This is a genomic window from Spirosoma liriopis (genome assembly GCF_023196085.1).
GTDB classification, from domain to species: Bacteria; Bacteroidota; Bacteroidia; order Cytophagales; family Spirosomataceae; genus Spirosoma; species Spirosoma oryzicola.
This window is the reverse complement of the sequence record NZ_JALPRF010000001.1, coordinates 84,268-108,476: the sequence shown is the minus strand read 5'-3', so window position 1 is coordinate 108,476 and position 24,209 is coordinate 84,268. Positions and strand designations below refer to the sequence as shown.

At 50.8% G+C, this 24,209-nt stretch carries 22 protein-coding genes; 11 read left to right on the top strand and 11 right to left on the bottom strand.

What is annotated here, in order from left to right; translation table 11 throughout:
* Positions 1-6: 6 nt before the first annotated feature.
* Positions 7-849, bottom strand: coding sequence for a dihydropteroate synthase (gene folP, locus M0L20_RS00495; protein ID WP_248475176.1), 843 nt, complete (start codon positions 847-849; stop codon positions 7-9).
* 83 nt (positions 850-932) lie between these two features.
* Between folP and M0L20_RS00490 the strand changes: the two genes are divergently transcribed.
* The 3 genes from M0L20_RS00490 (at position 933) to M0L20_RS00480 (ending at position 3,258) form a co-directional block, all read left to right on the top strand.
* Positions 933-1,469 (top strand): DUF1599 domain-containing protein, encoded by a 537-nt coding sequence (locus tag M0L20_RS00490; RefSeq protein WP_248475175.1) that lies wholly within the window; start codon positions 933-935, stop codon positions 1,467-1,469.
* Between the two features lie 63 nt (positions 1,470-1,532).
* The gene (locus M0L20_RS00485) at positions 1,533-2,675 is read left to right on the top strand and encodes a BT_3928 family protein (RefSeq protein WP_248475174.1); all 1,143 of its coding nucleotides are present in this window, start codon (positions 1,533-1,535) and stop codon (positions 2,673-2,675) included.
* Positions 2,676-2,751: 76 nt separating this feature from the next.
* Entirely contained in the window at positions 2,752-3,258 is a 507-nt protein-coding gene (locus M0L20_RS00480) for a shikimate kinase (protein WP_248475173.1), read from the top strand.
* 71 nt (positions 3,259-3,329) lie between these two features.
* Here M0L20_RS00480 and M0L20_RS00475 read toward each other — a convergent pair whose 3' ends face one another.
* Positions 3,330-4,913: a porin family protein gene (locus M0L20_RS00475; protein ID WP_248475172.1), complete on the bottom strand. Its 1,584-nt coding sequence runs from the start codon at positions 4,911-4,913 to the stop codon at positions 3,330-3,332.
* A 171-nt stretch (positions 4,914-5,084) separates the two neighbouring features.
* Entirely contained in the window at positions 5,085-6,392 is a 1,308-nt protein-coding gene (locus tag M0L20_RS00470; RefSeq protein WP_248475171.1) for a hypothetical protein, read from the bottom strand.
* Between the two features lie 286 nt (positions 6,393-6,678).
* Between M0L20_RS00470 and proS the strand changes: the two genes are divergently transcribed.
* Positions 6,679-8,151, top strand: coding sequence for a proline--tRNA ligase (gene proS, locus M0L20_RS00465; protein WP_232558863.1), 1,473 nt, complete (start codon positions 6,679-6,681; stop codon positions 8,149-8,151).
* A gap of 107 nt (positions 8,152-8,258) precedes the next feature.
* Here proS and M0L20_RS00460 read toward each other — a convergent pair whose 3' ends face one another.
* Together M0L20_RS00460 and M0L20_RS00455 are read right to left on the bottom strand one after the other, a co-directional pair.
* On the bottom strand, positions 8,259-8,804 hold the full coding sequence (locus tag M0L20_RS00460; protein WP_232558862.1) for a hypothetical protein: 546 nt from the start codon (positions 8,802-8,804) through the stop codon (positions 8,259-8,261).
* A gap of 44 nt (positions 8,805-8,848) precedes the next feature.
* Positions 8,849-9,217, bottom strand: coding sequence for a PadR family transcriptional regulator (locus M0L20_RS00455; RefSeq protein ID WP_248475170.1), 369 nt, complete (start codon positions 9,215-9,217; stop codon positions 8,849-8,851).
* Positions 9,218-9,384: 167 nt separating this feature from the next.
* On the opposite strand from M0L20_RS00455, the gene M0L20_RS00450 reads away from it, so the two are divergent.
* Entirely contained in the window at positions 9,385-10,005 is a 621-nt protein-coding gene (locus M0L20_RS00450) for a thioredoxin family protein (RefSeq protein WP_248475169.1), read from the top strand.
* On the opposite strand, the gene M0L20_RS00445 is transcribed toward M0L20_RS00450, so the two are convergent.
* On the bottom strand, positions 10,002-12,227 hold the full coding sequence (locus tag M0L20_RS00445; protein ID WP_248475168.1) for a PQQ-dependent sugar dehydrogenase: 2,226 nt from the start codon (positions 12,225-12,227) through the stop codon (positions 10,002-10,004). The two genes, M0L20_RS00450 and M0L20_RS00445, sit on opposite strands and share 4 nt — an antisense overlap.
* 149 nt (positions 12,228-12,376) lie before the next feature.
* Between M0L20_RS00445 and M0L20_RS00440 the strand changes: the two genes are divergently transcribed.
* Positions 12,377-12,829: an FKBP-type peptidyl-prolyl cis-trans isomerase gene (locus tag M0L20_RS00440; protein WP_248475167.1), complete on the top strand. Its 453-nt coding sequence runs from the start codon at positions 12,377-12,379 to the stop codon at positions 12,827-12,829.
* An 88-nt stretch (positions 12,830-12,917) separates the two neighbouring features.
* Here M0L20_RS00440 and M0L20_RS00435 read toward each other — a convergent pair whose 3' ends face one another.
* Both M0L20_RS00435 and M0L20_RS00430 read right to left on the bottom strand, forming a co-directional pair.
* The gene (locus M0L20_RS00435) at positions 12,918-13,328 is read right to left on the bottom strand and encodes a hypothetical protein (RefSeq protein WP_232558856.1); all 411 of its coding nucleotides are present in this window, start codon (positions 13,326-13,328) and stop codon (positions 12,918-12,920) included.
* Complete coding sequence (locus M0L20_RS00430; protein ID WP_248475166.1) at positions 13,309-14,214, bottom strand: hypothetical protein; 906 nt, start codon at positions 14,212-14,214, stop codon at positions 13,309-13,311. Before M0L20_RS00430 ends, M0L20_RS00435 begins: the two co-directional genes overlap by 20 nt.
* A gap of 124 nt (positions 14,215-14,338) precedes the next feature.
* Here M0L20_RS00430 and uvsE point away from each other — a divergent pair, with 124 nt between their 5' ends.
* A complete protein-coding gene (gene uvsE / locus M0L20_RS00425) occupies positions 14,339-15,232 on the top strand; it encodes a UV DNA damage repair endonuclease UvsE (protein ID WP_232558854.1) in 894 nt (297 codons plus the stop codon).
* 150 nt (positions 15,233-15,382) lie between these two features.
* On the opposite strand, the gene M0L20_RS00420 is transcribed toward uvsE, so the two are convergent.
* Entirely contained in the window at positions 15,383-15,988 is a 606-nt protein-coding gene (locus M0L20_RS00420; protein ID WP_232558853.1) for a T9SS type A sorting domain-containing protein, read from the bottom strand.
* A gap of 406 nt (positions 15,989-16,394) precedes the next feature.
* Positions 16,395-17,408, bottom strand: coding sequence for a bestrophin family protein (locus M0L20_RS00415; RefSeq protein ID WP_248475165.1), 1,014 nt, complete (start codon positions 17,406-17,408; stop codon positions 16,395-16,397).
* A 145-nt stretch (positions 17,409-17,553) separates the two neighbouring features.
* On the opposite strand from M0L20_RS00415, the gene M0L20_RS00410 reads away from it, so the two are divergent.
* Positions 17,554-18,363 carry a glucose 1-dehydrogenase gene (locus tag M0L20_RS00410; RefSeq protein ID WP_232558851.1) on the top strand — a complete coding sequence of 270 codons (810 nt, stop codon included), beginning with the start codon at positions 17,554-17,556 and terminating at the stop codon, positions 18,361-18,363.
* 113 nt (positions 18,364-18,476) lie between these two features.
* Positions 18,477-21,113 carry an MGH1-like glycoside hydrolase domain-containing protein gene (locus M0L20_RS00405; RefSeq protein ID WP_248475164.1) on the top strand — a complete coding sequence of 879 codons (2,637 nt, stop codon included), beginning with the start codon at positions 18,477-18,479 and terminating at the stop codon, positions 21,111-21,113.
* A 39-nt stretch (positions 21,114-21,152) separates the two neighbouring features.
* On the opposite strand, the gene M0L20_RS00400 is transcribed toward M0L20_RS00405, so the two are convergent.
* Positions 21,153-22,196: a helix-turn-helix transcriptional regulator gene (locus M0L20_RS00400; RefSeq protein WP_248475163.1), complete on the bottom strand. Its 1,044-nt coding sequence runs from the start codon at positions 22,194-22,196 to the stop codon at positions 21,153-21,155.
* A 120-nt stretch (positions 22,197-22,316) separates the two neighbouring features.
* Between M0L20_RS00400 and M0L20_RS00395 the strand changes: the two genes are divergently transcribed.
* Both M0L20_RS00395 and M0L20_RS00390 read left to right on the top strand, forming a co-directional pair.
* Complete coding sequence (locus M0L20_RS00395) at positions 22,317-22,499, top strand: SPFH domain-containing protein (protein WP_248475162.1); 183 nt, start codon at positions 22,317-22,319, stop codon at positions 22,497-22,499.
* A 69-nt stretch (positions 22,500-22,568) separates the two neighbouring features.
* Entirely contained in the window at positions 22,569-24,107 is a 1,539-nt protein-coding gene (locus M0L20_RS00390; protein ID WP_248475161.1) for an RtcB family protein, read from the top strand.
* Positions 24,108-24,209 lie beyond the last annotated feature (102 nt).

The following is a 24,209-nucleotide window of genomic DNA, read 5'->3' as shown; positions in this document are numbered from 1 at the left end:
GTTCTGCTAAAAAAATTTTAGATGTTGGGTTAATTTTATGGCTTCGACGGCCTCCCGAACGTCATGAACACGTAGGATAGAGGCCCCTCTGGTGAGCGCAACCGTGTTTAAAACGGTCGTGCCATTTAGCGCCTTATCAGCACTGATATCCAGGGTTTTCCAAATGGTCGTTTTACGCGACAAGCCGACTAGTAAAGGCTCATCAAAGTGGCGTAACGAATCGAGGTTGCTAAGGAGCAAAAAATTTTGTGCTGGCGTCTTTGCAAAGCCAAATCCGGGGTCAATGATAATGTCTTTTTGACCGAACGACCGTAATTCAGCCAGTCGGATGGCTAGTTCATCGATCACGTCAGTCACCAGATTCTGGTACGTTGTCATGGATTGCATGGTTGCGGGTGTACCTCGCATGTGCATTAGTACGTACGGGACACCCAAAGCAGCAACCGTTTCAAACATGGCCGGATCAAGTATACCCCCGGCTACGTCATTGACAAGTACCGCTCCTGACTCAACGGCCTGTTTTGCTACCGACGACCGGAAGGTATCAACTGAAATCAACGCATCGGGAAAGCTGTCCAGGATAGCTTCGATAACGGGCAGAACTCGATCGGCTTCTTCGACGGGGCTTATGTCGGCGGCACCGGGGCGGGTTGAATAACCACCAATGTCCAGAAACGTTGCGCCATCGGTCAGCATTCTCTGAGCGACGTCAACAGTTTCGTCAAGGGAAATCCGGCTACCGGCAAAAAATGAATCCGGGGTGACATTGAGGATACCCATCACGACAGGCGTGTCCAATGACACAAGTCGTCCCCGGCAGTTCAGGGTTTTTTTCGTAACTTTCGGCATAAAAATAGGCGATAGTCGTCAGTTCAGGTTGTTAGCTGCTCGGCATTAACAAACTAGAATCGGTTGGCTGTTGACTGAGGACTATGCAAAATACGGAAACCGAATATCGGCACGTCATTCAACGCTGCAAAGATTTATTCCTGAAAAAAAATAAAGACTACGGTACGGCCTGGCGGATTTTACGACTGCCAAGTATCACCGACCAGATTTACATCAAAGCGCAGCGCATTCGGACGTTGCAGGAAACGGGCGTAAACCGGGTGGGCGAAGGCATTGAACCCGAATTTGTTGGCATCATTAATTACTGCGTAATGGCGCTTATTCAGCTTCATCTGCTGACCGATTCGCGCACCGACATACCCACCGACGAACTCGACAAACTATACGATGAGCAGATTGGCCGGGTTATTGATCTGTTGTTCGCCAAAAACCACGACTACGGCGAAGCCTGGCGCGACATGCGCGTGAGTTCGATGACGGATATTATCCTGATGAAGCTTTTGCGCACCAAGCAAATTGAAGACAACCAGGGAAATACGTTGGTATCGGAGGGAGTTGAAGCCAATTATATGGATATGATCAATTACGCCGTTTTCTGTTTGATAAAACTGACTTCTTAGTAGCTAGTATTTACAAAACAGGGCGTTGCTAAAAAAACAGTCCTGCAACCCTGTCAAGAAGGTATGAACACAGCAGCCACGCAACCCAAAATTAAAACCGGTACGCCACCGATGCTGATAGCCGCCCGAATCGCTCGCGTTTTGGTGGGTGTCATCTTTATTTTTTCGGGCCTGATCAAGCTAAACGACCCCGTTGGAACGCAGATCAAGTTCGAAGAGTATTTCGAAGTCTTCGCGCAGGACGTTCCGTTCCTACACAATTTCTTTATGGCCTTGGTGCCGTTTACACTAACGATGTCGGTGCTGTTTTGTGCCGCCGAAATCATCCTTGGGGTAGCGCTGCTGGTGTCTTACAAGCCTAAATTAACAACCTGGCTACTGTTTTTTCTGATCGTATTTTTTACGTTTCTGACGTTTTATTCGGCTTACTTTAACCGCGTGACCGACTGTGGCTGCTTCGGCGACGCAATCAAATTAAAGCCCTGGACTTCGTTTGGGAAAGACGTTGTCCTTACGATTCTCATCCTGTTTATCATCGGTCACCGGAATCGCATTACGCCCCGCCGAACTGGCTGGGTGGTGGCCCTGACAACATTCCTGACGCTAGGTTTGGGTATCTATGCCATTTCGTTCTTGCCACCATTGGACTTGCTGCCGTACGCAATCGGCAAAAGCATTCCAACCCAAATGAAGCCTTCGGAGCCACTGCGTTACAAATACGTGATGGAAAAAGATGGGAAAACCTCGGAGTTCGAGCAGTACCCCACGGACCAGAGCTATAAATTCAAAGAAATGGTGCTGGTCAATGAAAATGCAAAGCCGAAGATTACCGACTACCGCGTCTGGAACGATGAAGGCGACTTTACCCAGCAGACCTTTGAAGGCAACAAGCTGTTTATCATTGTTAAGAACACGAAGGATATTGACGCAGGAAGTCTACCCGCTATTCGGTCGTTGGTTGAGGGGTTGCAGGGGTCTAACGTCACGCCCTATATATTGACCTCTGCCAGCGACGACGAGATCAAAGCATTCCGCAAAGAGTTTCAGCTTGATAAGGTTCCGTATTACAAAGCCGACGCTACTGTATTGAAAACAATTATGCGCTCCAATCCGGGAACGTGGTTGCTCCAGAATGGCGTCGTGCGCGGAAAGTGGCACTATAATGCTACCCCCGATGCTGCGGAAGTGATTGAAAAAGTAAAATGAGTAAACGACTGAAGGCGTGGAGGGACAACGTTTTGCCGCGTCCTTTTACGCCTTCTTCCGTTTGTTCTTTCGATGAATGAAAAACGTTTTCCTGATTGGAATGCCTTCGTCGGGCAAGAGCACGCTGGGTAAGCGGGTTGCAGACGCGCTCCATTACCGCTTTATCGATACAGATAAGCAGATCGTCCGCGATGAAGGACGCTCTATTCCCGAAATCTTTGCCCAGTCGGGTGAAGAATACTTTCGCGAAGCCGAACGGCGCATTTTACGAACCATCCGTCCCGGCGACAGTGCGGTTGTTTCTACGGGTGGTGGTATGCCCTGCTTTCACGAAAACATGGCATACATCAACACAACGGGAATATCGGTTTTTCTGGACGTACCCGTAAACATCCTGGTCAAGCGAATTCTGGCTCATACTGCCGATGACCGACCGCTCAATAATCCAAGCGATCCGGATCTGTTCAACACCTTGCAGCAGCGGTATACGAATCGGCTACCTTTCTACAGTCAGGCGAGCATCGTCATTTCGGGCGAGACGAGCGAAGAAGAGGTACTTCGGCGTATTGGGATGTGGATGTAAGACAAACAACAAAAAAGCGGTCCAGATCAAAACTTCGATCTGGACCGCTTTTTTATTGTACGCTTTCTCTATTAAAAGAATACGCCAAACGAAAGCATCACGTTTGTGTTGCGATTGCTGGTCGCCACCGTAGGCGTGTCAGCGCTATTGGACAATTGGTAAGTCGTAAAACCTGTATTGTAGGTCAGATACGAACCGGACAGGTCGGCGAAGAAACGATCATTCCGGACACCCAAACCCGCTGACAGCAGTAGTTTATCCCGGTCAGCTCTGGCCACCCGATCCAGATCAAGTTTATAAGCGCTGGGTAAATAACCGACGCCTGCGCGTAGCCGAAGTAAACCTGCCCGGATTTCGGCACCCGCCCGCAGGTTCAGAACATTCTGGTAGCTGCTTTGAACGACTTGTCTTACGTCGTTTTTGAAATCCGTGTTGTCCTGCTGGCTGTTAAAATAGGATGTTCTAACCCGTAAACCACCGTAGCCAACGTATTCCGCCGATGCTGTTATGAAGCCAATCTTTCCCTTGCCAATAAAGTACGTGGCACCACCCGATGCGCGCAAGGGGGTTTGCAGCGAATAATCAAAGTTGTCGTAAGGGGATGTGACATTAACTTGATTAGGTCTTCTCAGGGATATAGCCGAACCCGGCGCTAGATTAACCGCCAGCGATTGCGAAAACACTTCACGTGCGCTGCTGAACGTTGGAGTCATTATGGTTGCGCCAATCTGCAAGTCAGGGATGATCTTGTAAATCAAACCCAGCGTCGCGGTGAACCCATTGCCTGTTACGTCGAACCGATTCGTCTGGCTGTAATTAGCAATATCCACCCCGTTGACCGGCGTCTCCAGAAAGATGTACTCCGATGAATAACGAAGACGGGTCAAGGCAATCGAACCACCGATGTACAGTTTATCATCCAGGTTACCCGCGTAGGAAAGCGACCACTGCGAATGCGTCCCGGAACGATTCAAGGTAGCGCGCTGATCTTTCGCCCTCGTGGCGTCACGACCCAGTGCCGTGTATGGCGGTCCCGATCCGTTTGTGCCGAGGTCGGTAGGGTTTATCAGGAAAAGCCCATAAGCGCCTGCTTCGGTGAAGCTAACCGTGTTCGACGCTGGATCATAATCATCACTTAATTCGGCTTCGCTGTAGTTGCCCGCCGTCGCATTGTTTGCATAGGTTTGAGCAAGTGACGAGCCTGTGTTTCGGTTGATACCCCGCGCGTCTATTTTGTCGTAAAAATTAGTAGACTGCGAATAGCCGATTCCGAAAGCCGTCCGACGCCAGCGCCGTGAATTGTTCGAACTCCCCGCCAGAATAACGCCTAACTGCCCGATGTTCAGCTTACCACCATTGCTGTTTGTCTGGCCACCCAGGAACGAGTTCTGATTGTTCACCAGGTTAAACGAAGGGCTTATATTCAGTTCGGAACGGTTGTAGAAAGCCAGACCCGCCGGATTGCCAGATAAGTTACTGGCATCACCACCCAGGGCTGTGTGGTTGCCACCCAACGCCCGAAAACGAGCCGTACCGCTTTGAGAAAAATCAGAAAAGCGGAAAGCGTCATCAGCGTAGTCAGCAGCGGGGCCTTGCCCAAACGCCAACCCGGTGCAACCCAGAAAAAAGGCTGATAAGAAAAACTTTGTGTTCATATGCGTAAGCGATTAAACCGGCGAATGGCACTTTGGTGTTAGAGTGGCATTGCCGTAAAACGTTTAACCTGATTAATGAAAAAATGGTGGTTTAATTAGCCATAATAACAACGAAAAAACCCGCCGATTGTCTATCGGCGGGTTTTAAAATCTAGAAAAATGTACGCTTAACTAGCGCGGACCGCGTCCACCGCCACCTGAGCGACCACCACCGCCACCACCGGAGAATCCTCCACCGCCTGAACTAGGGGCGCTAAAGCCACGGCTGGGAGCGCTGTAGCTAGGCTGGGACTGCTGGAAACTCGGCTGCTGCTGCTGATAGCTGCCCCGGCTCTGACTTTGATACGAAGGCTGTTGGTAGCTACCCCGGCTCTGGCTTTGGTACGAAGGCTGCTGATAGCTGCCCCGGCCTCCGCTCGCGTCGGATGGTGTATAGCTACCCCGGCTGTTTGTCCGTGGCCGAGCGTAATATTCGTTGTTGCTGTTGTAGGAAGGAGCCGCAGGGGTAGCTGCGTTGTTTCCTGTCCGACCGTTGCTCGAGTTGTTGTCGTAGTAATACGTACCCCGGCTGTTGTTGCTTGGCCGAGCGTAGTAGCGGCTATCGTTAGACCGGTTTGACGAACTGGCCGTACCACCATCGTAACTGCTGCGACCGCCGTTTGGTGTGTATGTGCGAGGAGCGTTAACAAAACCAGATGCATAGTTTCCAGCCGAACGACCCGAGCTACGCACGTAATTCCGGTTAGCCCGGTACGGATCGGCACCCGTTACAACCACCGCGGGATAGCCGCCATAGTAACCGCCGTACCCAAACGGTGAGTAGAACGAATTGTAAAATCCACCACCACCATAACCGTATGCATAAGGGCTGTAGAATGAATCATAAAAGCCACCGCCGTAGCCAAAGGGTGAGTATCCGTAACCAAACGGGCTGTACGCAAACGAGTTACCGTAGAAGGGTGAATAGAACGGACTACCGAAGCCCATGTTAAAGGCACCCATGCCCATCCCCATTCCTAGACCCAGACCACTGTAAAAGCCTGTGTTGTTGAATCCCCAGCGGTTCCAGCTATAAGCCGAGGTCGAAGCGGCATTATACCCATTGACGAAACCGGAGTTGTAGCTATTTGTCGTAGCATCACCCCAGCCTGGATCGGCTGAAATACCCCGATTAATTTTACGAGTACTCAACTCCGAATAGTACTCGTCGGTATTACTGTTGTAACCCTGCTGTTCATCGTTGTAGTCAGGGTTGGCGTTACGGAGTGCACGCTGTTGTTGCCGTTGCTGACGAGGAGTTAACGGAGCCACTGACGAGGCATCCGATGAATTGTCGGCGTAAACAGGGGCGTCGCCCGAGTTGCCATACAAGTCATCCGATTCGCCAGTATTCCGAGCGGTCTGTTCCATCGAAGAACAGCTCCAAAATCCCATCAGCGCGGCCAGCGTCAAGTATCGATACATGCGTTTCTTTATCATTTGGCCAGGGAATTAATAGTAGTAAAGGCTCATACCAAGTGCCACTTTAACCTATAACAAAGGTTTGACACGATTGATTACAAAAATAGAGCAAAAACCTATCTTTGCAACTTTTCAATATATTAGATTCCATTTTATTCATCAAGGTTTAATCATGTTGGAAAAAAAGATGTAAAAAGTTGCGGTTCAGCCAGATAAACAAGCATATCTGTGTTTCAATACACTAGTAATCAGCGTGTTAATTTCTGGGGTCGTCATCTGGTCATCTTTTTTTCTGTAGCGTATCATGGCAAAAGCAATTCCGTCCCGTAGTGAGAACTACTCCGAGTGGTATAATGAGTTAGTCAGAAAGGCCGATCTAGCCGAAAATTCAGCCGTTCGTGGCTGTATGGTCATCAAGCCGTACGGTTTTTCGATTTGGGAAAAGATGCAGCGGGCGCTGGACGATATGTTTAAGGAAACCGGCCACTCGAATGCTTATTTCCCGTTGTTCATTCCAAAATCGTACCTGAGTAAAGAAGCCTCACACGTCGAAGGATTTGCCAAAGAATGCGCCGTCGTGACGCATTACCGGCTTAAAAACGCGGAGGACGGTTCAGGCGTTACGGTCGATCCGGAAGCAAAGCTTGAAGAAGAACTGATCGTTCGACCGACTTCCGAGACGGTAATCTGGAGCACATACAAAAACTGGATTCAATCGTACCGAGATCTGCCATTGTTGGTAAACCAGTGGGCCAACGTAGTACGGTGGGAAATGCGGACGCGGATTTTCCTGCGTACCGCCGAATTCCTTTGGCAGGAGGGCCATACCGCGCACGCGACCAAGGAGGAAGCCGAAGCGGAAACGCGTCAGATGCTCGACGTGTACGCGCAGTTTGCGGAGGAGTGGATGGCGCTGCCCGTCGTTCGGGGAGCCAAAACGGCGAACGAACGTTTTGCCGGGGCCGACGATACGTTATGCATCGAAGCCATGATGCAGGACGGAAAAGCGCTTCAGGCGGGAACGTCGCACTTCCTGGGGCAGAATTTCGCGAAAGCCTTTGACGTTCAGTTCCTGAATAAGCAAAACCAGCTGGATTACGTCTGGGGAACATCGTGGGGCGTTTCGACGCGGTTGATGGGGGCACTGATCATGGCTCACTCCGACGACGATGGTCTGGTACTACCGCCAAAACTGGCTCCTATTCAAGTCGTTATCGTACCGATCTACCGGAGCGAAGAACAACTCGAACTGCTTTCGGCCAAGCTAAAACCGTTGGTGCAGGAATTGCGGAAAGCGGGGATCTCGGTTAAATACGACGATTCGGATGCGAACAAGCCCGGCTGGAAATTTGCCGAATACGAACTACGGGGTGTTCCGGTTCGGCTGGCGATGGGTGGTCGTGATCTGGAAAACGGCACCATCGAGATGGCACGTCGCGATTTGAAAACAAAAGAAACGGTACCCTTCGAGGGCTTGACCGAACGAATTCAGGCGTTGCTTGACGACATTCAGCAGTCGATTTACAACAAAGCGTTCAAGTTCCGGGAAGAAAATACGTTTAAGGTCGATACCTTCGATCAATTCCAGGAGCAGCTCGAAAAAGGTGGTTTTCTGCTGGCTCACTGGGATGGCACGTCCGAAACCGAGGAAGCAATCAAGGAAGCTACGAAAGCTACCATTCGCTGTATTCCGTTCGATCAGGAGCCCGAAGAAGGCGTCGATGTGTATTCTGGTAAGCCCTCCAAAGGCCGCGTGGTTTTTGCCCGCGCCTACTAATATTGACTAGTATGACCAGTAAGCTAGTCCGTTACACAACACATGAACAACGGACTAGCTTACTGGTCATTTCTTCTTAGATATAACCGGGATGTATATACGCTGTTTCAGGCGTGATCGATAAAGGTCCGGGATACAGACGTCGGCTGCTGGCGGGTCGATTGCAGATACCAGCTAATGACTACGAACGTAACGCTGCTTAAACCGATCAGCCACGCAACGCCCCAAGGACTAAGGTAAGACCACGTCCGGCGGCTAATCCCATCCATCATAGCCATCAGCATCAGGCACAGGCCAATGGTCATGATAAACGCGTTGCGCAGATTGATGCGATAAGCCTGCCGAAGATCGTAGGCCCCGTACGACTTGTTGCGAAATTCAAACACGATATCATCCAGACTCGCTTGCCGGAGTTGTTCTTCAGTCATGGCCAGTTCCACTTTGTAGGCAGACTGTAAATGCTGAACCGCCTTATTGTTCGCCTGTTCCAGAACGGCTTTCAGAGCCGCATCAAACGATAAACCAATCCACATATAGTACTCCACCTCGCAGGCCAGGTGGTCGAGCAATTCGTCAATCAGAACGTTGGTAGAACCACTATGGATCAGGTGATGATGCAACGTGGCCAGTTGTTGCGGGCTGAGTTTTTCCATGGCACTGGATCGATTACTTATCGGTTGAGTTGATTTAGGCGTAATTAGTGTCCGGTAGCCAAACTGACTGGTGGATGCAGCAGGGCGCGCATGGCTTCCATGAACCGTTCAAAATCAGAGACTTTTTGTTCGGCGGCTTTGGCACCGGTTGGTGTAAGCGAATAGTATTTCCGGAGTCGTCCTTCCACCTCTTCGCTTTCTGTGATCAATAAACCTTCCTGCTCTAGTTTGTGCAATACGGGGTATAAGGCGCCAAACGACAGCGTTATTTCGCCTTTGGTTCGCTCTTTAACGGCCTGGGTAATTTCATAACCGTACATTCTGGCCCGACCCGATGGCGATTGTTCAGCCAAAAGTTTCAGGACAATTGTTTTGAGCGTGCCACGAAGAAATTCGTTGCTTGGTGCATCCATGGTAATCGAAAAATAAAACTGGTGTTACAGTTGTAAATGTATACATAAGAAAACGATATATGCAAGAAGGAGCTACTTAATTCATCAAGCGGCCTGTGCTGCTGACAGACAGGCGAACGAAAGAGACGCAAGCTGATGTTGCAGAATTGCTACTAACTGGTATACCTATGACACTACCTTCTTCTGTGGTTACGCCGGAGTTGATCGCATCGGCGCTTACGTACGATCAATACATTACCCTGTCAACCGAATTGCTGACGCAGGGCCGTACAACCTCCGAGGCACCTTCTTACAACACTCCCGAAATTTTAGGGTATGCGAAGTTAAACCTGCACAGGATGAGCCGGTTGGATAAGTTAGCCAGCCTAAATGCTACGTTAAAGACGGCGCTGGAATCGGTTTCGGAACCGTGGATTTGGCTTGTTCTTACTGAGTCTTGGTGTGGCGACGCGGCCCAATCAATCCCGGTGCTGCACCAAATGGCAGAACAATCGCCCAACGTATCGATCCGGTTTTTGCTGCGCGATAAGAACCCTGAGTTGATGAACGCCTACCTGACCAACGGCGGTAAGTCGATTCCGAAACTTGTCTGTGTACGGGCTTCCGATTTAACGGAACTGGGTTCGTGGGGACCACGTCCGGCGGCTCTTCAGACCTTGTTTCTGGAATGGCGGGACAAAATGCCATTCCCCGAATTGGCCGAACGTCTTCAGCGGTGGTACAACGAGGACCGGACGCAGTCCATCCAGCACGAGTTTCTCGAATTGATCACGGTCTGGAATCGCTAGCGAACCCTAAGCTCGATGCGGGCTGTATCGTCTTCGCCGTTGGTATACCCATTGTTGGGTGTAGAGTCCGGGTCAGCCTGGGTAGCCTGCGTTATCTGGGCTTGATTGAGCAATTGACCACTACTCGTCACGCGGGCTACAAAGGTCGCTACGGCTTGTCCTCCGGCTGTAATACTACCTATCTGGTTTGTTAGCGTCAATCCATTTGCTGTCCATCCCGTACCTGTTTCGAAGGTCATTTGCGCCGGTAATGTATGCCCAACCGTCACGGACAAAACCGGTTGACCACCCGCGTTAGAGACCAGTACTGTAAAAGAAACAAGATCACCGACGGTGGGGGCTAAGTTGCTGGCAATCAATTGCAGACTCAGGTCAGCTTTTGTCGGATCGGGCGAGGGCTGATTGGAAATTACGGCCGGAAGCGGTCGCTGGTTTGGATTCGGTGAGGCAAAGACAGCGGAACCCGCGTCGCGCGTTCGGACCACGATCCGCGCTGCGTCATCCTGCCCGTCGGCGGTACCACTGCCGGGTTCCGAATCAGGGTCGGGCGTGTTACTGGCAAGGAGTTGCGCATCGTTCTGAAAGACGCCCGACTGCAACGGTATCAGTTGGTACACTAGGTTTACCGATTGACCCTTACTCAGCGAAGCGATCGTCTTGGTCAACACGTTGTTGGTGTTGGTCAATGCTCCCCCTGCGTATATCATGCTGGGCGGCAATCGGTTTTCGAGTTGAATCTGCTCTGCCTGTGACGGGCCGTCGTTCTGAACCGTCAGGGTGAGCGTAAGCGGTTGATTGATGGTTGCTACCAGATCCGACGCTTTCAAGGACAAGCTTAAATCCGCCAGGGCAGTAGGCCGAGGTTTAAACGTTAATTTCCAGATGGCCTGTCTGCCTTCTTCGATCACGTAGAAAATGTTGCCTATCCGCTCGGCGTCGGTCGGGGCTATGAAATTATCGGCGATTTTGGTGGTCTGGGCGGTGTAATTGTCTGTTGCTGGATCGTATTGAAGTCGAATATGCAGCAAGTCTTCGCCGGGTTCTTCCGCAAACAAATAGCCGCCCCGGACTCCGCCACCGGCTGAGTAGCTCAGGGTAAACGCATCGCCCGTAAAATCCGCCAAACTATTGTCGGTGTCAAAGATTAAACCCAGTGGAGAACGATGGGACGTGAAGGTACTGATCGAATTGGCTTTGACCACTTGCCCTGTGTTCGGATCGCGCGCAAAATTGGCGTCAGGACCTACATTGCGGATGGGTTGCGTTACGACAAGCCCGGCGGGGCGGGTAGGGAAAGTCGGGTCGTTATAAAATTTCTGCTGTTGATCGGGCGATAGCGAAGCGGGCAGCAATTTGTCCTGACTTGGATTATAGCCGGGAAACTGCTGGGGTGTCTGATTGCCGCCCATTTCCCACGGAAAACCGTAATGATGCCCTTTCCGCAGCCAGTTCATTTCCTCCGGGTCATCCCGGTCGCCGGAGTTTTCGACGCCGAATAATCGTCCCTGCGCGTCGAGTGCCAGATCGAACTCGTTGCGTACGCCCTGACAAAACACGTACCCTGACTGGTTGAGCGCGTTTGCCTCATTCGGCAGATGAATCGTTGACGCTGGGTTTATGGGTAATTTGAAAATCGTTGCCGTCAACGGGACCTCGCGGGTATTGGGGTACAAGCCATCGGTATCTTCAATTTCGCCGTGATCGGTTCGGGAGCCGCTGCTGATGTACACAGAATCTTTATTGGGTGTAACGCATACGGCGCTAAAGGCATGGTCGTACAATGTTGCCGAAGACGGGTAGGGGTCGGTTTGCATGATGCGTTCCCAACGCCAGCTTCCATTCGACTGCCGGATGCCTTTGACAACCAGCCCGTACCCTTGTTGTCCGGATTGTTTGAAGTTTCCGGCCAGTATCATAACCCCATTGGCAAACGCCATGCCCTGTAAATAATTGATGCCGTGATCAAGCCACGAACCAATCGGTACGTCGTACGCCTGACCGCCGGTGGGTTGCTCAATGCGAAAAATGTCGCCGGTAAAGGCATTGTAAAACATGGTCTGAGTGGTTGCGTCGTACGCCAGCCGCACTCCTCTGACCTGCGTATTCATCAGTTTCTCAATGGTAATGTTGGGGTGGAGGGAGCGGGGAAGCTGGGCATTTATTGAACGGCTAATCAGCGTTGTACAGATAGTTGCAAACAACCAAACGTATTTGTAGTTCATCAGAAACGGGGGACGATGTTTCTGAATAGATAAGAAGCAACCCGAAAAGGTGAATGAAGATTGTCATCTTTTGAATAAATAATTGCTACAGAACCTTTCAAATAGGTTCTGTACTTTTGGCGAAGTATTCACTAAACAGTAGTGTAGTTATGGCACAAGCAAAATCCGGCGATACCGTTCAGGTGCATTACACCGGCACTCTAACCGACGGAACCGTATTCGATTCATCGCAGGGACGTACCCCGCTGGAATTTACGGTTGGTAGTGGTCAGGTCATCAAAGGCTTTGACGAAGGCGTAGCTGGGATGCAGCAAGGCGAAAAGAAAACCATCAACATTCCGGTGGAAGACGCTTATGGTCCAGCAAATGAAGAAATGATCTTTACCTTGAACCGCTCGGACATTCCGGCTGATATTCCGCTGGAAGTAGGATCGACGCTCAATATGCACGAAGATGGTAACCCCCGGCCCATCCCGGTGGTTGTTCGCGATTTGACTGATACCAGCGTAACGCTCGACGCGAATCACCCGCTGGCTGGTCAGGACCTGATTTTTGAAGTTGAACTAGTCGGCGTGAAATCGCCATCTGGCTTAATTCTGTAGGTAGAATCAGACGTATGAACGGCTCCCCCGCTGATCAGGCAGAACGCCAGTCAACGGGGGAGCCGTTTGCTATTAATATACCCGGATCTCAGACCGGTTCCTCATTATCCAGCGCTAACAAATCCGCCAGTTCGCGAAGTGCCGATTGAATGCCTTTGCCATTGGCGCGGGCCACATAAGCGGCCAGCGCAACGGTGATCGCGCCAATGTTGAGCGCTATTGTTACGTTGCGAATGCGTCGAAGGCCCGCTTTGGCCTCATCGGTTGCCTGGCGGATGGCTGCGGCTGTTTCGCTGACCTGGCTAAAAGCCGGGCGCACCGCCAGCGTCTGTAAATCCTGGGCACGGTTGAGCAGGCTATTCTGATACGCATTCAGATCGAGCTGTTGCTCGTAGGTAAATTCAGACCAGTGCATCACCTGAAATTCGTTCAGGGCGCGGGCTACCGTCCGGTAACCGTTTGCAATGCTGACGATTTGATCAAGGGTGAAGTCTTCCATAGACAGGGGTAAGTTGCTCCAGATCGGACTGAAGCTGTTGCAGGGTGGTTAAGTAGGTGCTAACGCTGGCAAAAAACGCTTTTGTTTTCCATTGTTGACGCTGTTGATACAGGTCATCGAAGCCCGCGCTGACTGTCCTGAGCGTTTTCACGTGTACGTGTATGGCCTGTCGCTTTTTCGCCATGTCGCCCGCTGTCAGTAACCATTGCTGAGCGAGGGTGCGTTTTTGCAAATACGTCAGCGTCGGATCCTGGATGAGAACGGTTTTGTAATGTCCGTACTGCTGCTCCCGGCTAATGTCTGTTACTTCAGCCAGTCGCTCGTACGAAAAAGCCAGTACAGCCAGCATCTTTTGAACGTCGGTATGACTGTTTTCCAGTAGATCAACCAGTTTTCGACGGCGGTAAGCACCGGTAGCCGAAGAGCCTAGTAAGTTGGCGGTGCGATTAAACGAGGCCGTTTCGGCGGACGTCAGTTTGATGGCCGAATTCTGCAAAAAGCTATCAAAACTGGCCGACTTGAGCCGAACGGGTACGAATGAGCCACTTGGGTCGGAAAAAGCCGCTATCGCCTGAAAATAATCAATTAGCAATTGATTGCCGTTGCGGAGCAGACTGTCTGCAACCTGGTAAGAACGTAGCGAGTCGTAGCGGACACGTTCGGTAAAATCAATTCCGATCAAAGGAATTTTTTTAAAGGGATGTCGGTCGAGCGAATCGTCCTGCACGCGTTGCTGGTAAAGAGTCGTAAAGGTTATCGGTAGGGTTTTGTGTTGCTGTAAGCTGACAACTGCCGCCTTGCTAAACGTGTTAACGGTTTTAAGAGAAACGCAACTGCTTAGCCATAGAAACGGGACTACCAGTAAGTACAGATAAAATTGTTTCATACAAATCGGCTGCGCTGATGGGGTAAGTTAAAACCTTGCCCGGCGATTGGCACCATAACGAGCTAAGTTTTGAACGAACGGTCACAATAGCAAACCGCACGGGGGGTATTCTGGTTTAAGGACTATGAATTTATCACCTTCCAATGTTGGCTATGCCTGCATCAATTTGAGCCTTCAGGCCGACAAAGTGACGACCACCCGGGGAATGATCAAAAAGACATTCACCGAGCGCGGGACTGCCTATGCCTCGGAGCTGGCCCTGAAAAATGTGCAGGATTTATTGAAGGTCGTGGACTGGAATCTCGAACACGGCTTTCGCTTGTTTCGGGTTACGTCGGATCTGTTTCCGTGGGCGTCCGAGTACAAGATCTCTGAACTGCCCGATTTTCCGGACATCCGGGAAACGCTAGAAGAAATCGGTAGTCGGCCTATTCGTCTGACGGTGCATCCGGGTCCATTCAATCACCTTGCCGGACAGGGAAAAGTGCTCGACAACACGATCAAGGATCTGGAATACCAGTCGGAAGTGTTTGACCTGATGGGCTTGAAACCGTCGCACTGGAACAAAATCAACATCCACGCGGGTGGTACCTACGGCGACAAAGCCAGTACGTTAGCCCGGTTTGCGAAGAATTTCAGCCTGTTGTCCGAAAATCTCCGCGCCCGCCTGACCGTCGAGAACGATGACCGCCCAAGTCTGTACACAGTTGTCGATCTGGTTCAGGTTTACGAACAAGTCGGAACGCCTATCGTCTTCGATTATTTTCACCACTCGCTTAATCCCGGTTTCCAAACCGAAGAAGAAGCGTTTATGACGGCCTATGCGACGTGGGATGTAAGACCAGTGTTTCATTATTCCGATTCGCGGCAGGAACGCGAAGATCCCAAAGCCCGGCGCGAAGCCCACGCCGACTGGCTTTATTCGCCCGTCAATACATACGGTAAAGAGGTGGACATTGTCTTCGAATCTAAAATGAAGGAGCTGTCTATCCTTCGGCTTCGCGAATTAGGAACCTAACGCGTACGAGACAAAAAAGCCCGTGACAAACCAATGTCACGGGCCTGGAGAATGGGTGTGCAATCGGGTTTGTCCGAAAAACCGGATTGCTTGAGATGGGAAGGATTGTCAGGGCCTTCCCGGAGGCTAGCCTACAAGTAGGGTTACCAATTAGTGTTTAATCGCAACGCGCGTCGAAAACTGCTTCTGCGTTGGGCCAACTACGAAGGTGTACGCACCATCGGGAAGGGCCGACAGATCGAACCGGCGAACCGAGCCTTTGAACGAGTCGGTTTGAACCAGCATGTTCTGCGAATCGTAGATAGCCACGTTGGCTTCCTCTACATTTTTCGCGGGCAGATTTACTTCGAATTTGTTTTTCTCGTAAGCCGCCACCGTTGGCTCCATCACCTGCTGTAGGTTACGTTCGTCAATGCTTAGTGCATTGCCCTTGATCGTAAGTCCCTGTGACAACCACCACGCATTGTTACCAGCCGTCAGGAAGTACTGACCGTCGGGCAGGCTGTTGAGGTTGAAGGAGGTTGCTCCTTTTTGTTTTTTTGAAATCAGGCCCCGATAGAGCAGGTTGCCGTCGGCATCGATAATAGCCACTTCAACCGGTGCTGTTGTCGGTGTATAAACGCGTACTTTCTTTTGTTCGGACTTCTCAATTTTCACCCCATTCGCTCCTGCACCATTGTCGGCTTTGGCATCTCCCATGCCTGCCAGACCCCATACTGAAAGTAGTACAGCAATTGATAAACGGAACTGTTTCATTTGGTTTGAAATTTTGTTTTACCGTGACAAAGGTGTGCGGCAAAGGCTATTTAATGCAATAGAAGTAGGCTTGATTGTCAGCGTTTTAGGAAAAGTTCATGTAAAAAGACAATCGAATATGGGTATTGTGGGCTGTTTATTGAAAAAATACAACAAGTCCCTATAAATGACGTATGATTTGGATTTTTCTAATAATTCTAAATTTTAGGACAATCTGATTTTTTGAGAAAAATTTACACCTTAAAAGTACAATTCTGGTAAAATGACCCATCGGACGGCCGAGGGAGTCAGGTAAGTTTTCGGATAAAAAAAGCCGGCGGATGAAACCAACAGTTGGTTTCATCCGCCGGAATAAAAGGTAAAACGGCCTACCTCGATAAGCAGCGACTTTTGTCGTTCGCCCGTGTTACATAAGAATGTTATCGATTGCCTGTACCCGTTTGGGTAGCTCCGTTTCGCCCAGCATATCACGCAAATCAATTTCAATATTGCGGCAAATAGCCGTCATCGGGATATCGTTGATGCTATTTTCGAACGGGTTTTCGCTGGTGTCACCGACAATTTCCATCGTATTGAATATCCAGGCGATAACCGTAAAAAAAGGAACGGTTAGCCAGATGTGCCAGCCACTCACTTTTGCCATCTCGGTAAGCAACCCGTACGGGAGAACGGCAATAAACAACCAGGTGAAAACAAAGCTGAAATAAGCGTACTGACGGGGGAAGGGAAACGATTTGATCCGTTCGCAAGCGCCCTGCTGGTTGTAAAACTCAACGAGCATCCGTTCCAGATCGACGTGATAGTATTCCGAAAGTTGGTTGTCTTCACGCAGTCGCCGTAGGTCGGCGGATTGCTGACGGAGCAAATAGGTAGCCGGGTTCGGGTGTTTGATCAGCGCTTCAACCTCGGTGTCTGACAGAAAACGGCTCAGTTCCTTATCTAAACTACATTGTCGGAAAGCCTCAATCCGTTCGATAATGTCGTGGGCGGGGTTATGATGCAACTCCCAAACGGGTTTTTGCCGGAGCTGCACCCGCAGGGCCGTTATATAAGCCAGATGCCGGTAAATGAGTTTTTCTCGTGTAGTCTTTAGCTCAGCTTTTTCCAGCAAATCGTTTGGTTGGGCCGAAGGTATGTAGTCGAGCACCATAATGCCCCACGACCGGCTGGCGTTGGTAATACTCCCCCAAATTCGCCGGGCTTCCCATAACCGATCATACGAGGAGTTGTTTTTAAAACCAACGTAAAAAGCGACGGCGGTGCCAATCGTAGCCACCGGAACGAATGGAATCGCCAGAAAAGTCCAGCCCGCTAGAGAATACAACAGACAGATAATCGTGGAATAACCTAAGAAAAGCAGGACGGCTCGCCAGGTGAACGGAAAAACAATGTGGAAAGGGACGCGTTTGGTTGTGTACATGGGTAGTTAAAATGAGGAGGGATACAATTCGTTAGCGAAACGTCTCTAAAATAGGGAATAATCGCTAACAAAGATGTAAGCCGCCGTACGCATGATCCGTAAGCCAGTTTTTTAATTGTACTGACTATATTAATTTATGTTCTTCATGGATAATGTTCTTAAAGGGCAAATCGCCATTATTACCGGGTCCAGTAGTGGAATTGGTGCGGGTGTCGCTAAAGCACTGGCTAAGGCCGGTGCTACGGTTATCGTCAACCACTCGTCAGCAAAAAGTAAGGATGAAGCCGAGGCCGTGCTGAAAGAAATTACGGATGCTGGTGGAGCCGGCACTGTTATCCAATGTGATGTCAGTAAGGAAGAAGAAGTTACCCAACTGTTTGCTGATGTCGTCGCTCAGTACGGAACCGTCGATATTCTGGTCAATAACGCGGGGCTACAACGCGACGCGAAATTCGACGAAATGACGCTGGAGCAGTGGAATACGGTCATCAGTGTTAACCTGACGGGTCAGTTCTTGTGCGCGCGCGCAGCCATCCGTGAGTTTCTACGTCGGGGACCACGCCCGGAGGTTTCCCTGGCTACAGGAAAGATCATTTGTATGAGTTCAGTACACGAAGTGATTCCCTGGGCCGGACACATTAATTATGCCGCTTCAAAAGGGGCCATAAAAATGCTGATGCAGTCGCTGGCGCAGGAGTACGGTGATCGTCAGATTCGCGTCAACAGCATTTGCCCCGGTGCTATCCAGACACCGATCAACCGTGCGGCCTGGGAAACACCGCAGGCGCTGAACAGCCTTATGTCCTTGATTCCGTACAACCGTATCGGTCAACCGCAGGATGTTGGTAACCTCGCTGTGTTTCTGGCCTCCGATTTGTCGGATTATATTACGGGTGCCAGTATCTTTATTGACGGTGGCATGACCGTAATCGAACCGTTCGCGACAGGAGGCTGAGAATAAGTGCGACGTAGGATGCATGAGGGAAGCATGATTTCCGATGCATGCTGCTTCCCTCGTGCATCCTATGTCAACAGTCAGGCATCATTAGACCATTACTACCGTAGCAATTGACCACCGAACAACAACGTTTGCAAGACCCCGCCTGGCGGCAGTGGGGCCCCTACGTATCTGACCGCCAGTGGGGAACTGTCCGCGAAGATTATAGTGCGAACGGCGATGCGTGGAATTACACAACCCACGACATGGCGCGTAGCTACACTTACCGCTGGGGCGAAGACGGTATCGGGGGATTCTGCGATGATAAACAACAGCTTTGCCTGGCCCTGGCACTCTGGAACGGCAGCGACCCGATTATCAAGGAACGCTATTTTGGTCTGACCAACGGCGAGGGCAATCATGGCGAAGATGTGAAGGAGTTGTACTATTATCTCGACAATACGCCCTCGCATTCCTACCAGCGGATGCTGTACAAATATCCGCAGGCTGCCTACCCGTATACGCAGCTGGTCGCTGAAAACCGGCGTCGGACGCGGCAGGATCCCGAATTTGAGTTGCTTGATACCGGACTGTTCGATGAAGATCGCTACTTCGATGTGTTCATTGAGTACGCGAAAGCCGGACCGCAGGATATACTAATGACAATTACGGTAGTCAACCGAGGACCCGAAACGGCTCAATTGCATGTGCTACCCACGCTTTGGTTTCGAAATACGTGGGTCTGGGGGGACGACTCCGATGGGGTGCCAAGCCAACAGCCGCAGTTAAGTCTTCAATCGGATGGAACCGTGTTGGCCCAGCAGGTGCAGCTAGGTCGGTATGTATGCCACGCGGAAGGCCAGCCGGACTGGCTGTTCTGCGACAACGAATCTAACCTGGTCCGGCTGTACAACACGCACAATGGAGCCCGCTATCCGAAAGACGGTATTAACGATCATGTTGTGTACGGCGCGGATACCGTCAATCCGGAAAAAACGGGTACTAAAGCAGCCGCGCATTACGTAATTACGTTGGACGCTGGAGGCTCAACAACCATCCGGCTCCGGCTGGAACCAACCGGCTTGAGCGATCCCTTCGCGGATTTCGATGCGATAAGCGCACAATGCAAGGCCGAAGCCGATGCGTTTTACGCCAGCATTCACCCCGCTCAGGCAACGGACGACGAAAAGCTGGTACAACGTCAGGCGTTTGCCTGTATGCTCTGGAGCAAGCAGTATTACTATTACGACGTGTCGCGCTGGCTATCTGGCGATCCCAACAGTCCGCCACCACCACCGGAGCGAGCCAAAGGCCGGAACCACACCTGGTTGCAACTGATCAATGCGGGTGTTATTTCGATGCCCGACAAATGGGAGTATCCGTGGTACGCGGCCTGGGATTGGGCGTTTCATTGCGTTACGTTTGCCGTTATTGATCCGGGTTTTGCCAAGCAGCAACTCATGTTGTTGACCAACGAGTGGTTTATGCACCCGAACGGGCAGCTACCCGCCTACGAATGGTCGTTTAGCGACGTGAATCCACCAGTTCATGCCTGGGCGTCGTGGCGTATTTACCGCATGGAGCTGGAGCGTAAACCGCCCGGCGAAGAAGATATTCGGTTTTTACGGGGCATTTTTCATAAGCTGTTGATCAACTTTACCTGGTGGGTAAATCGAAAAGACGAATCGGGAAATAATATCTTCGAAGGAGGCTTTTTGGGCCTTGATAACATTGGCGTGTTTGACCGCAATGCCATAATGCCTGATGGTAGCCATCTTGAACAGGCCGACGGTACGAGCTGGATGGCGATGTACGCGCTTAATATGATGCGAATTGCGCTCGAACTGGCGCAGCACGACCCCGTCTATGATGAACTTGCCACGAAATTCTTTGACCATTTTCTGTACATAGCCGGAGCTATGACCAGCATCGGCGAGAACAGTCAGGGACTTTGGGACGAACAGGACGGCTTCTTTTACGATCAGCTTCGAATGTCTGACGGTAACGTAAAGCGGCTGCGCGTTCGAACGATGGTTGGGTTGATTCCCATGTTTGCGGTTGAAATTTTAAGCGACGAACTAGTACAGCAACGTCCCGGCTTTCGGAAGCGGATGGAGTGGTTTCAAAGCCATCGGCCCGATCTGTACAGTCAGGTTTCACGCTATACCGAAGCCGGAAAAGAAGAAAAACGGCTGCTGAGTTTGTTGAGGGGATTTCGACTGAAATCGCTACTCAGCAAGATCCTCGACGAAACGGAATTCCTGAGTCCGCACGGCGTTCGGGCGGTGTCGAAAGTATATCGCGATCAGCCGTACGAGTTTACGCTTGACGACACGACCTTCCGGTTAGCGTACACGCCCGCCGAGAGCGACAGCGCCATGTTCGGTGGAAACAGCAACTGGCGCGGACCAGTCTGGATGCCCCTGAACTACCTTATGATTGAATCCATCGAACGTTTCTACGACTACTTCGGCGACGATTTCACCGTCGAGTACCCGATTGGTTCAGGAAAGCAAATTACACTAAAAGCGGTGGCCTGCGAACTGACTTGCCGACTTATCTCTTTATTCACCCTGAACGAGTCGGGACAACGGGTTACCTTCGGACAGCATCCGAAGTATCAGGACCCGCATTTCCGGGACTACGTTCTCTTCTATGAATATTTCGACGGCGATAATGGGCGGGGAGTGGGCGCTAGCCATCAAACCGGCTGGACGGGGTTAGTCGCTGAACTGATCGACCGAAAATACGACAGTTTACAGGGTTGACGGTCGCCCTGCGAACAGTACGACACGATGCAAAAGGCATCACTGTTCTCCGACTAATGGTGTCTCGTTTACCGGCTCATAAGCGTTTAGTCCAGCCTGCAAACGTTGCTGAATAATTCGGCGGAGTCGTTCGGGGCCGAGCACCTGCACGCCTTCGCCAAATCCCAGAATTTCCTTTTCCAGCTCAAAATTGTGCTGCACCTTGAGCTGAATGACAATCCCATCGGCCATTCGCTCAACAATCTGCTGGGAGTGATGAAGCGGCTTTGTTTCGACGTACGGTGCATGTATTCGCGTAACAAAGAGTTTTACGACGATCGCCCGCATATTTTCACTGACCGATACGCCGATCACATCCTGGTAGTACCGTTCCGGGTCAATGTGTTGATTGGGTGTGTAATCCGTATCAGGTGCCCCATCAACGGTCAGCATCCGGTCCAGCGCCAGATGCATAAGGTTCTTTTTACCGTCGCGCATACCCACCGCAAACCAGCGGTTCTTAAATTCTTTTAGCCACCAGACGTGAAACACGAATGTATTCGGTAACCGGGCTGAGAAGGATTGGTATTGTATGCGAACGGCCTGCTTCTGAACGACGGCTTGGTATAAGTCATCCAGAAAATGAAGTCCTTTCAGGGAATCGTTTTTCTCGAAATCAATCACCGGGATCGATTTCTGCGCTGTCGAGTACACGTAATCTTCCAGCTTCTGCACGACTTCGTTGAGGGCTGTGAAATGAGAAAACCCTTTGAATTGCTTCAAGACTTCAACCGCTTCGTTCATGCGCGATAGATCACCGTCCGACAGCGGAATGTTAGTAATGCTGTACGCTGGGTCCGCATAGGTATAATACTTTTTGTCAATGACAACGATGGGTGCGAAATAGCCTAGTTTATCGCTCCGCATGAGTTGCAGATCTGCCTGGACGGTACGTCGGCTAATGCCTTTGTCAAGCCCTTCGTATTCGTAAAGTGCTTCCGATACCGTTTCGATCAGGTCGTCGAGCGTCCATTTGCGCTGGCGGTTGCGCAGACAAGCATCTAACGTTTTATAGCGAACAAGCGCATTGCGATTGGCAGGCATCGGGCTAATCAATTTTCAGAAAAATGGAAAAATTTTTTGAACTGCGCAAAAACACTGCGCAGTAGTCCTTAACCTTTGGCCTGTAAAAAAACGCAGGCTAACCATACCATATGTCGCGAAATGACTGCATCAACCCGGAGTTTACAGAACTTTGCCAAACTAATGGAAGACAATGAGATGCTTTGGAAGTTAAAAGAAATGGAATACGTGGAGAAAATCGCGGACAAGATTAATTCAATTTTGGTGTCCAACGGTGGCTCGATGGTTGATCAATTAAAACAGCTGTTCGTTCGGTCCCGCTAATCCTAAGGCGGACAGGATATCCGCCCAATTAATTACTTTACAGCGGACATCCTGTCCGCATTACTGCTCATGAAAACGCCAATAATAATACCAATCACACTTGACGACATCCTTGAACTGGCTCCAGTTCCCGACGAGTTACACGCATCTTTTTTGCGCGTAGCCAACGGGCTGGTACAACGGGCCAACTACCCGAAAGAAAAGGTGATGGGTCTGCTGGCGCAGATGCTGCAACATCCCAAAAAATACGCTTACTCGAGCAACAAAGTCACGAATCTGGCTCGCTCTGTCTATGAGCTAAACAAGCAGGGTATCTCTGTGCCGCTGAGCGAGACGGGGGCGACCTACTTGCCTCCTGAACCGGCTCCGTACGTGTCAGACGCTAGCGAGAAGCAGACCGAACGAGACTTTGCCTTACGCACCGACCCACTGCCGTATGCCGTGTTTGGTCGTGAGCAGATCGAAGAAGGCGCTTTGGTACAAATGGGAACAGCCGCTAGCTTACCTGTTTCAGTCGCTGGTGCGCTGATGCCCGACGCACACCAGGGATATGGATTGCCCATTGGTGGAGTCCTCGCCACGGATGCCAACACCGTTATTCCCTACGCAGTGGGCGTCGATATTGCCTGCCGAATGTGTCTGTCGGTGTTCGATCTGCCACCCGCGTTTTTAAACCGAGAACCGGACTTGTTGAAAAAATCGCTGGTCGAGCAAACCAAATTTGGTATGGGGGGCGAAACCCGCCAGAAGATTGATGAGAGTGTGATGGACTTACCCCAGTGGCGAGCCACCAAAGTAATTCGTGATTTGAAGGACAAAGCGTATCGGCAATTGGGAAGCTCCGGTACGGGTAATCACTTTGTCGAATGGGGTATCGTGGAGGTGTACACCAACGATGACCAGTTGAATCTGCCGCCGGGTGAGTATCTGGCCTTGTTATCCCATTCGGGATCACGCGGGTTCGGTGGGAACGTCGCCAATTATTACTCGAAGCTGGCGATGCAGCGCACCCGGCTTCCGAAGCAGGCGGCCCATCTGGCGTGGCTCGATCTGAATACCGAAGAAGGGCAGGAGTATTGGATTGCCATGAATCTGGCGGGCGAATACGCATCGGCTAATCACCACGAGATCCATCGAAAACTAGCGAAAGCGCTCGGTCAAACGCCACTGACGATGGTCGAAAACCACCACAATTTTGCCTGGAAAGAGAAACTTCCGGACGGTCGCGAGGTGATTGTTCACCGAAAAGGAGCTACTCCCGCCGGACAGGATGTGCTAGGCATCATTCCGGGATCAATGACGCAGCCCGGTTTCGTGGTGCGCGGACGAGGGAATGCGGATTCACTGAATTCGGCGTCGCACGGAGCGGGTCGATTAATGTCACGTACCCAAGCCTTTGCCCGGATTACGCGTTCGGAATGGAATAAAGCCCTCCAGCAAGCCGATGTGCAGTTGATCGGGGGTGATCTGGACGAGGCTCCGATGGTCTACAAAGACATTGAAACCGTCATCAATGCCCAGCGCGATCTGGTATCGGTTCTGGCAAAGTTTACGCCCAAGATAGTCCGGATGGCCGATGCTAACCGGAAAGAAGGACGTGAAGATTAGCCTTTTAGGAGTTACGCGAATTGGATAGCGATAGACTTGCTTTGAGCGAGGAAGTTAAAATAACGGGTTTGGGTTGTTCAAAAGCTGTAAATTATCGCTGAA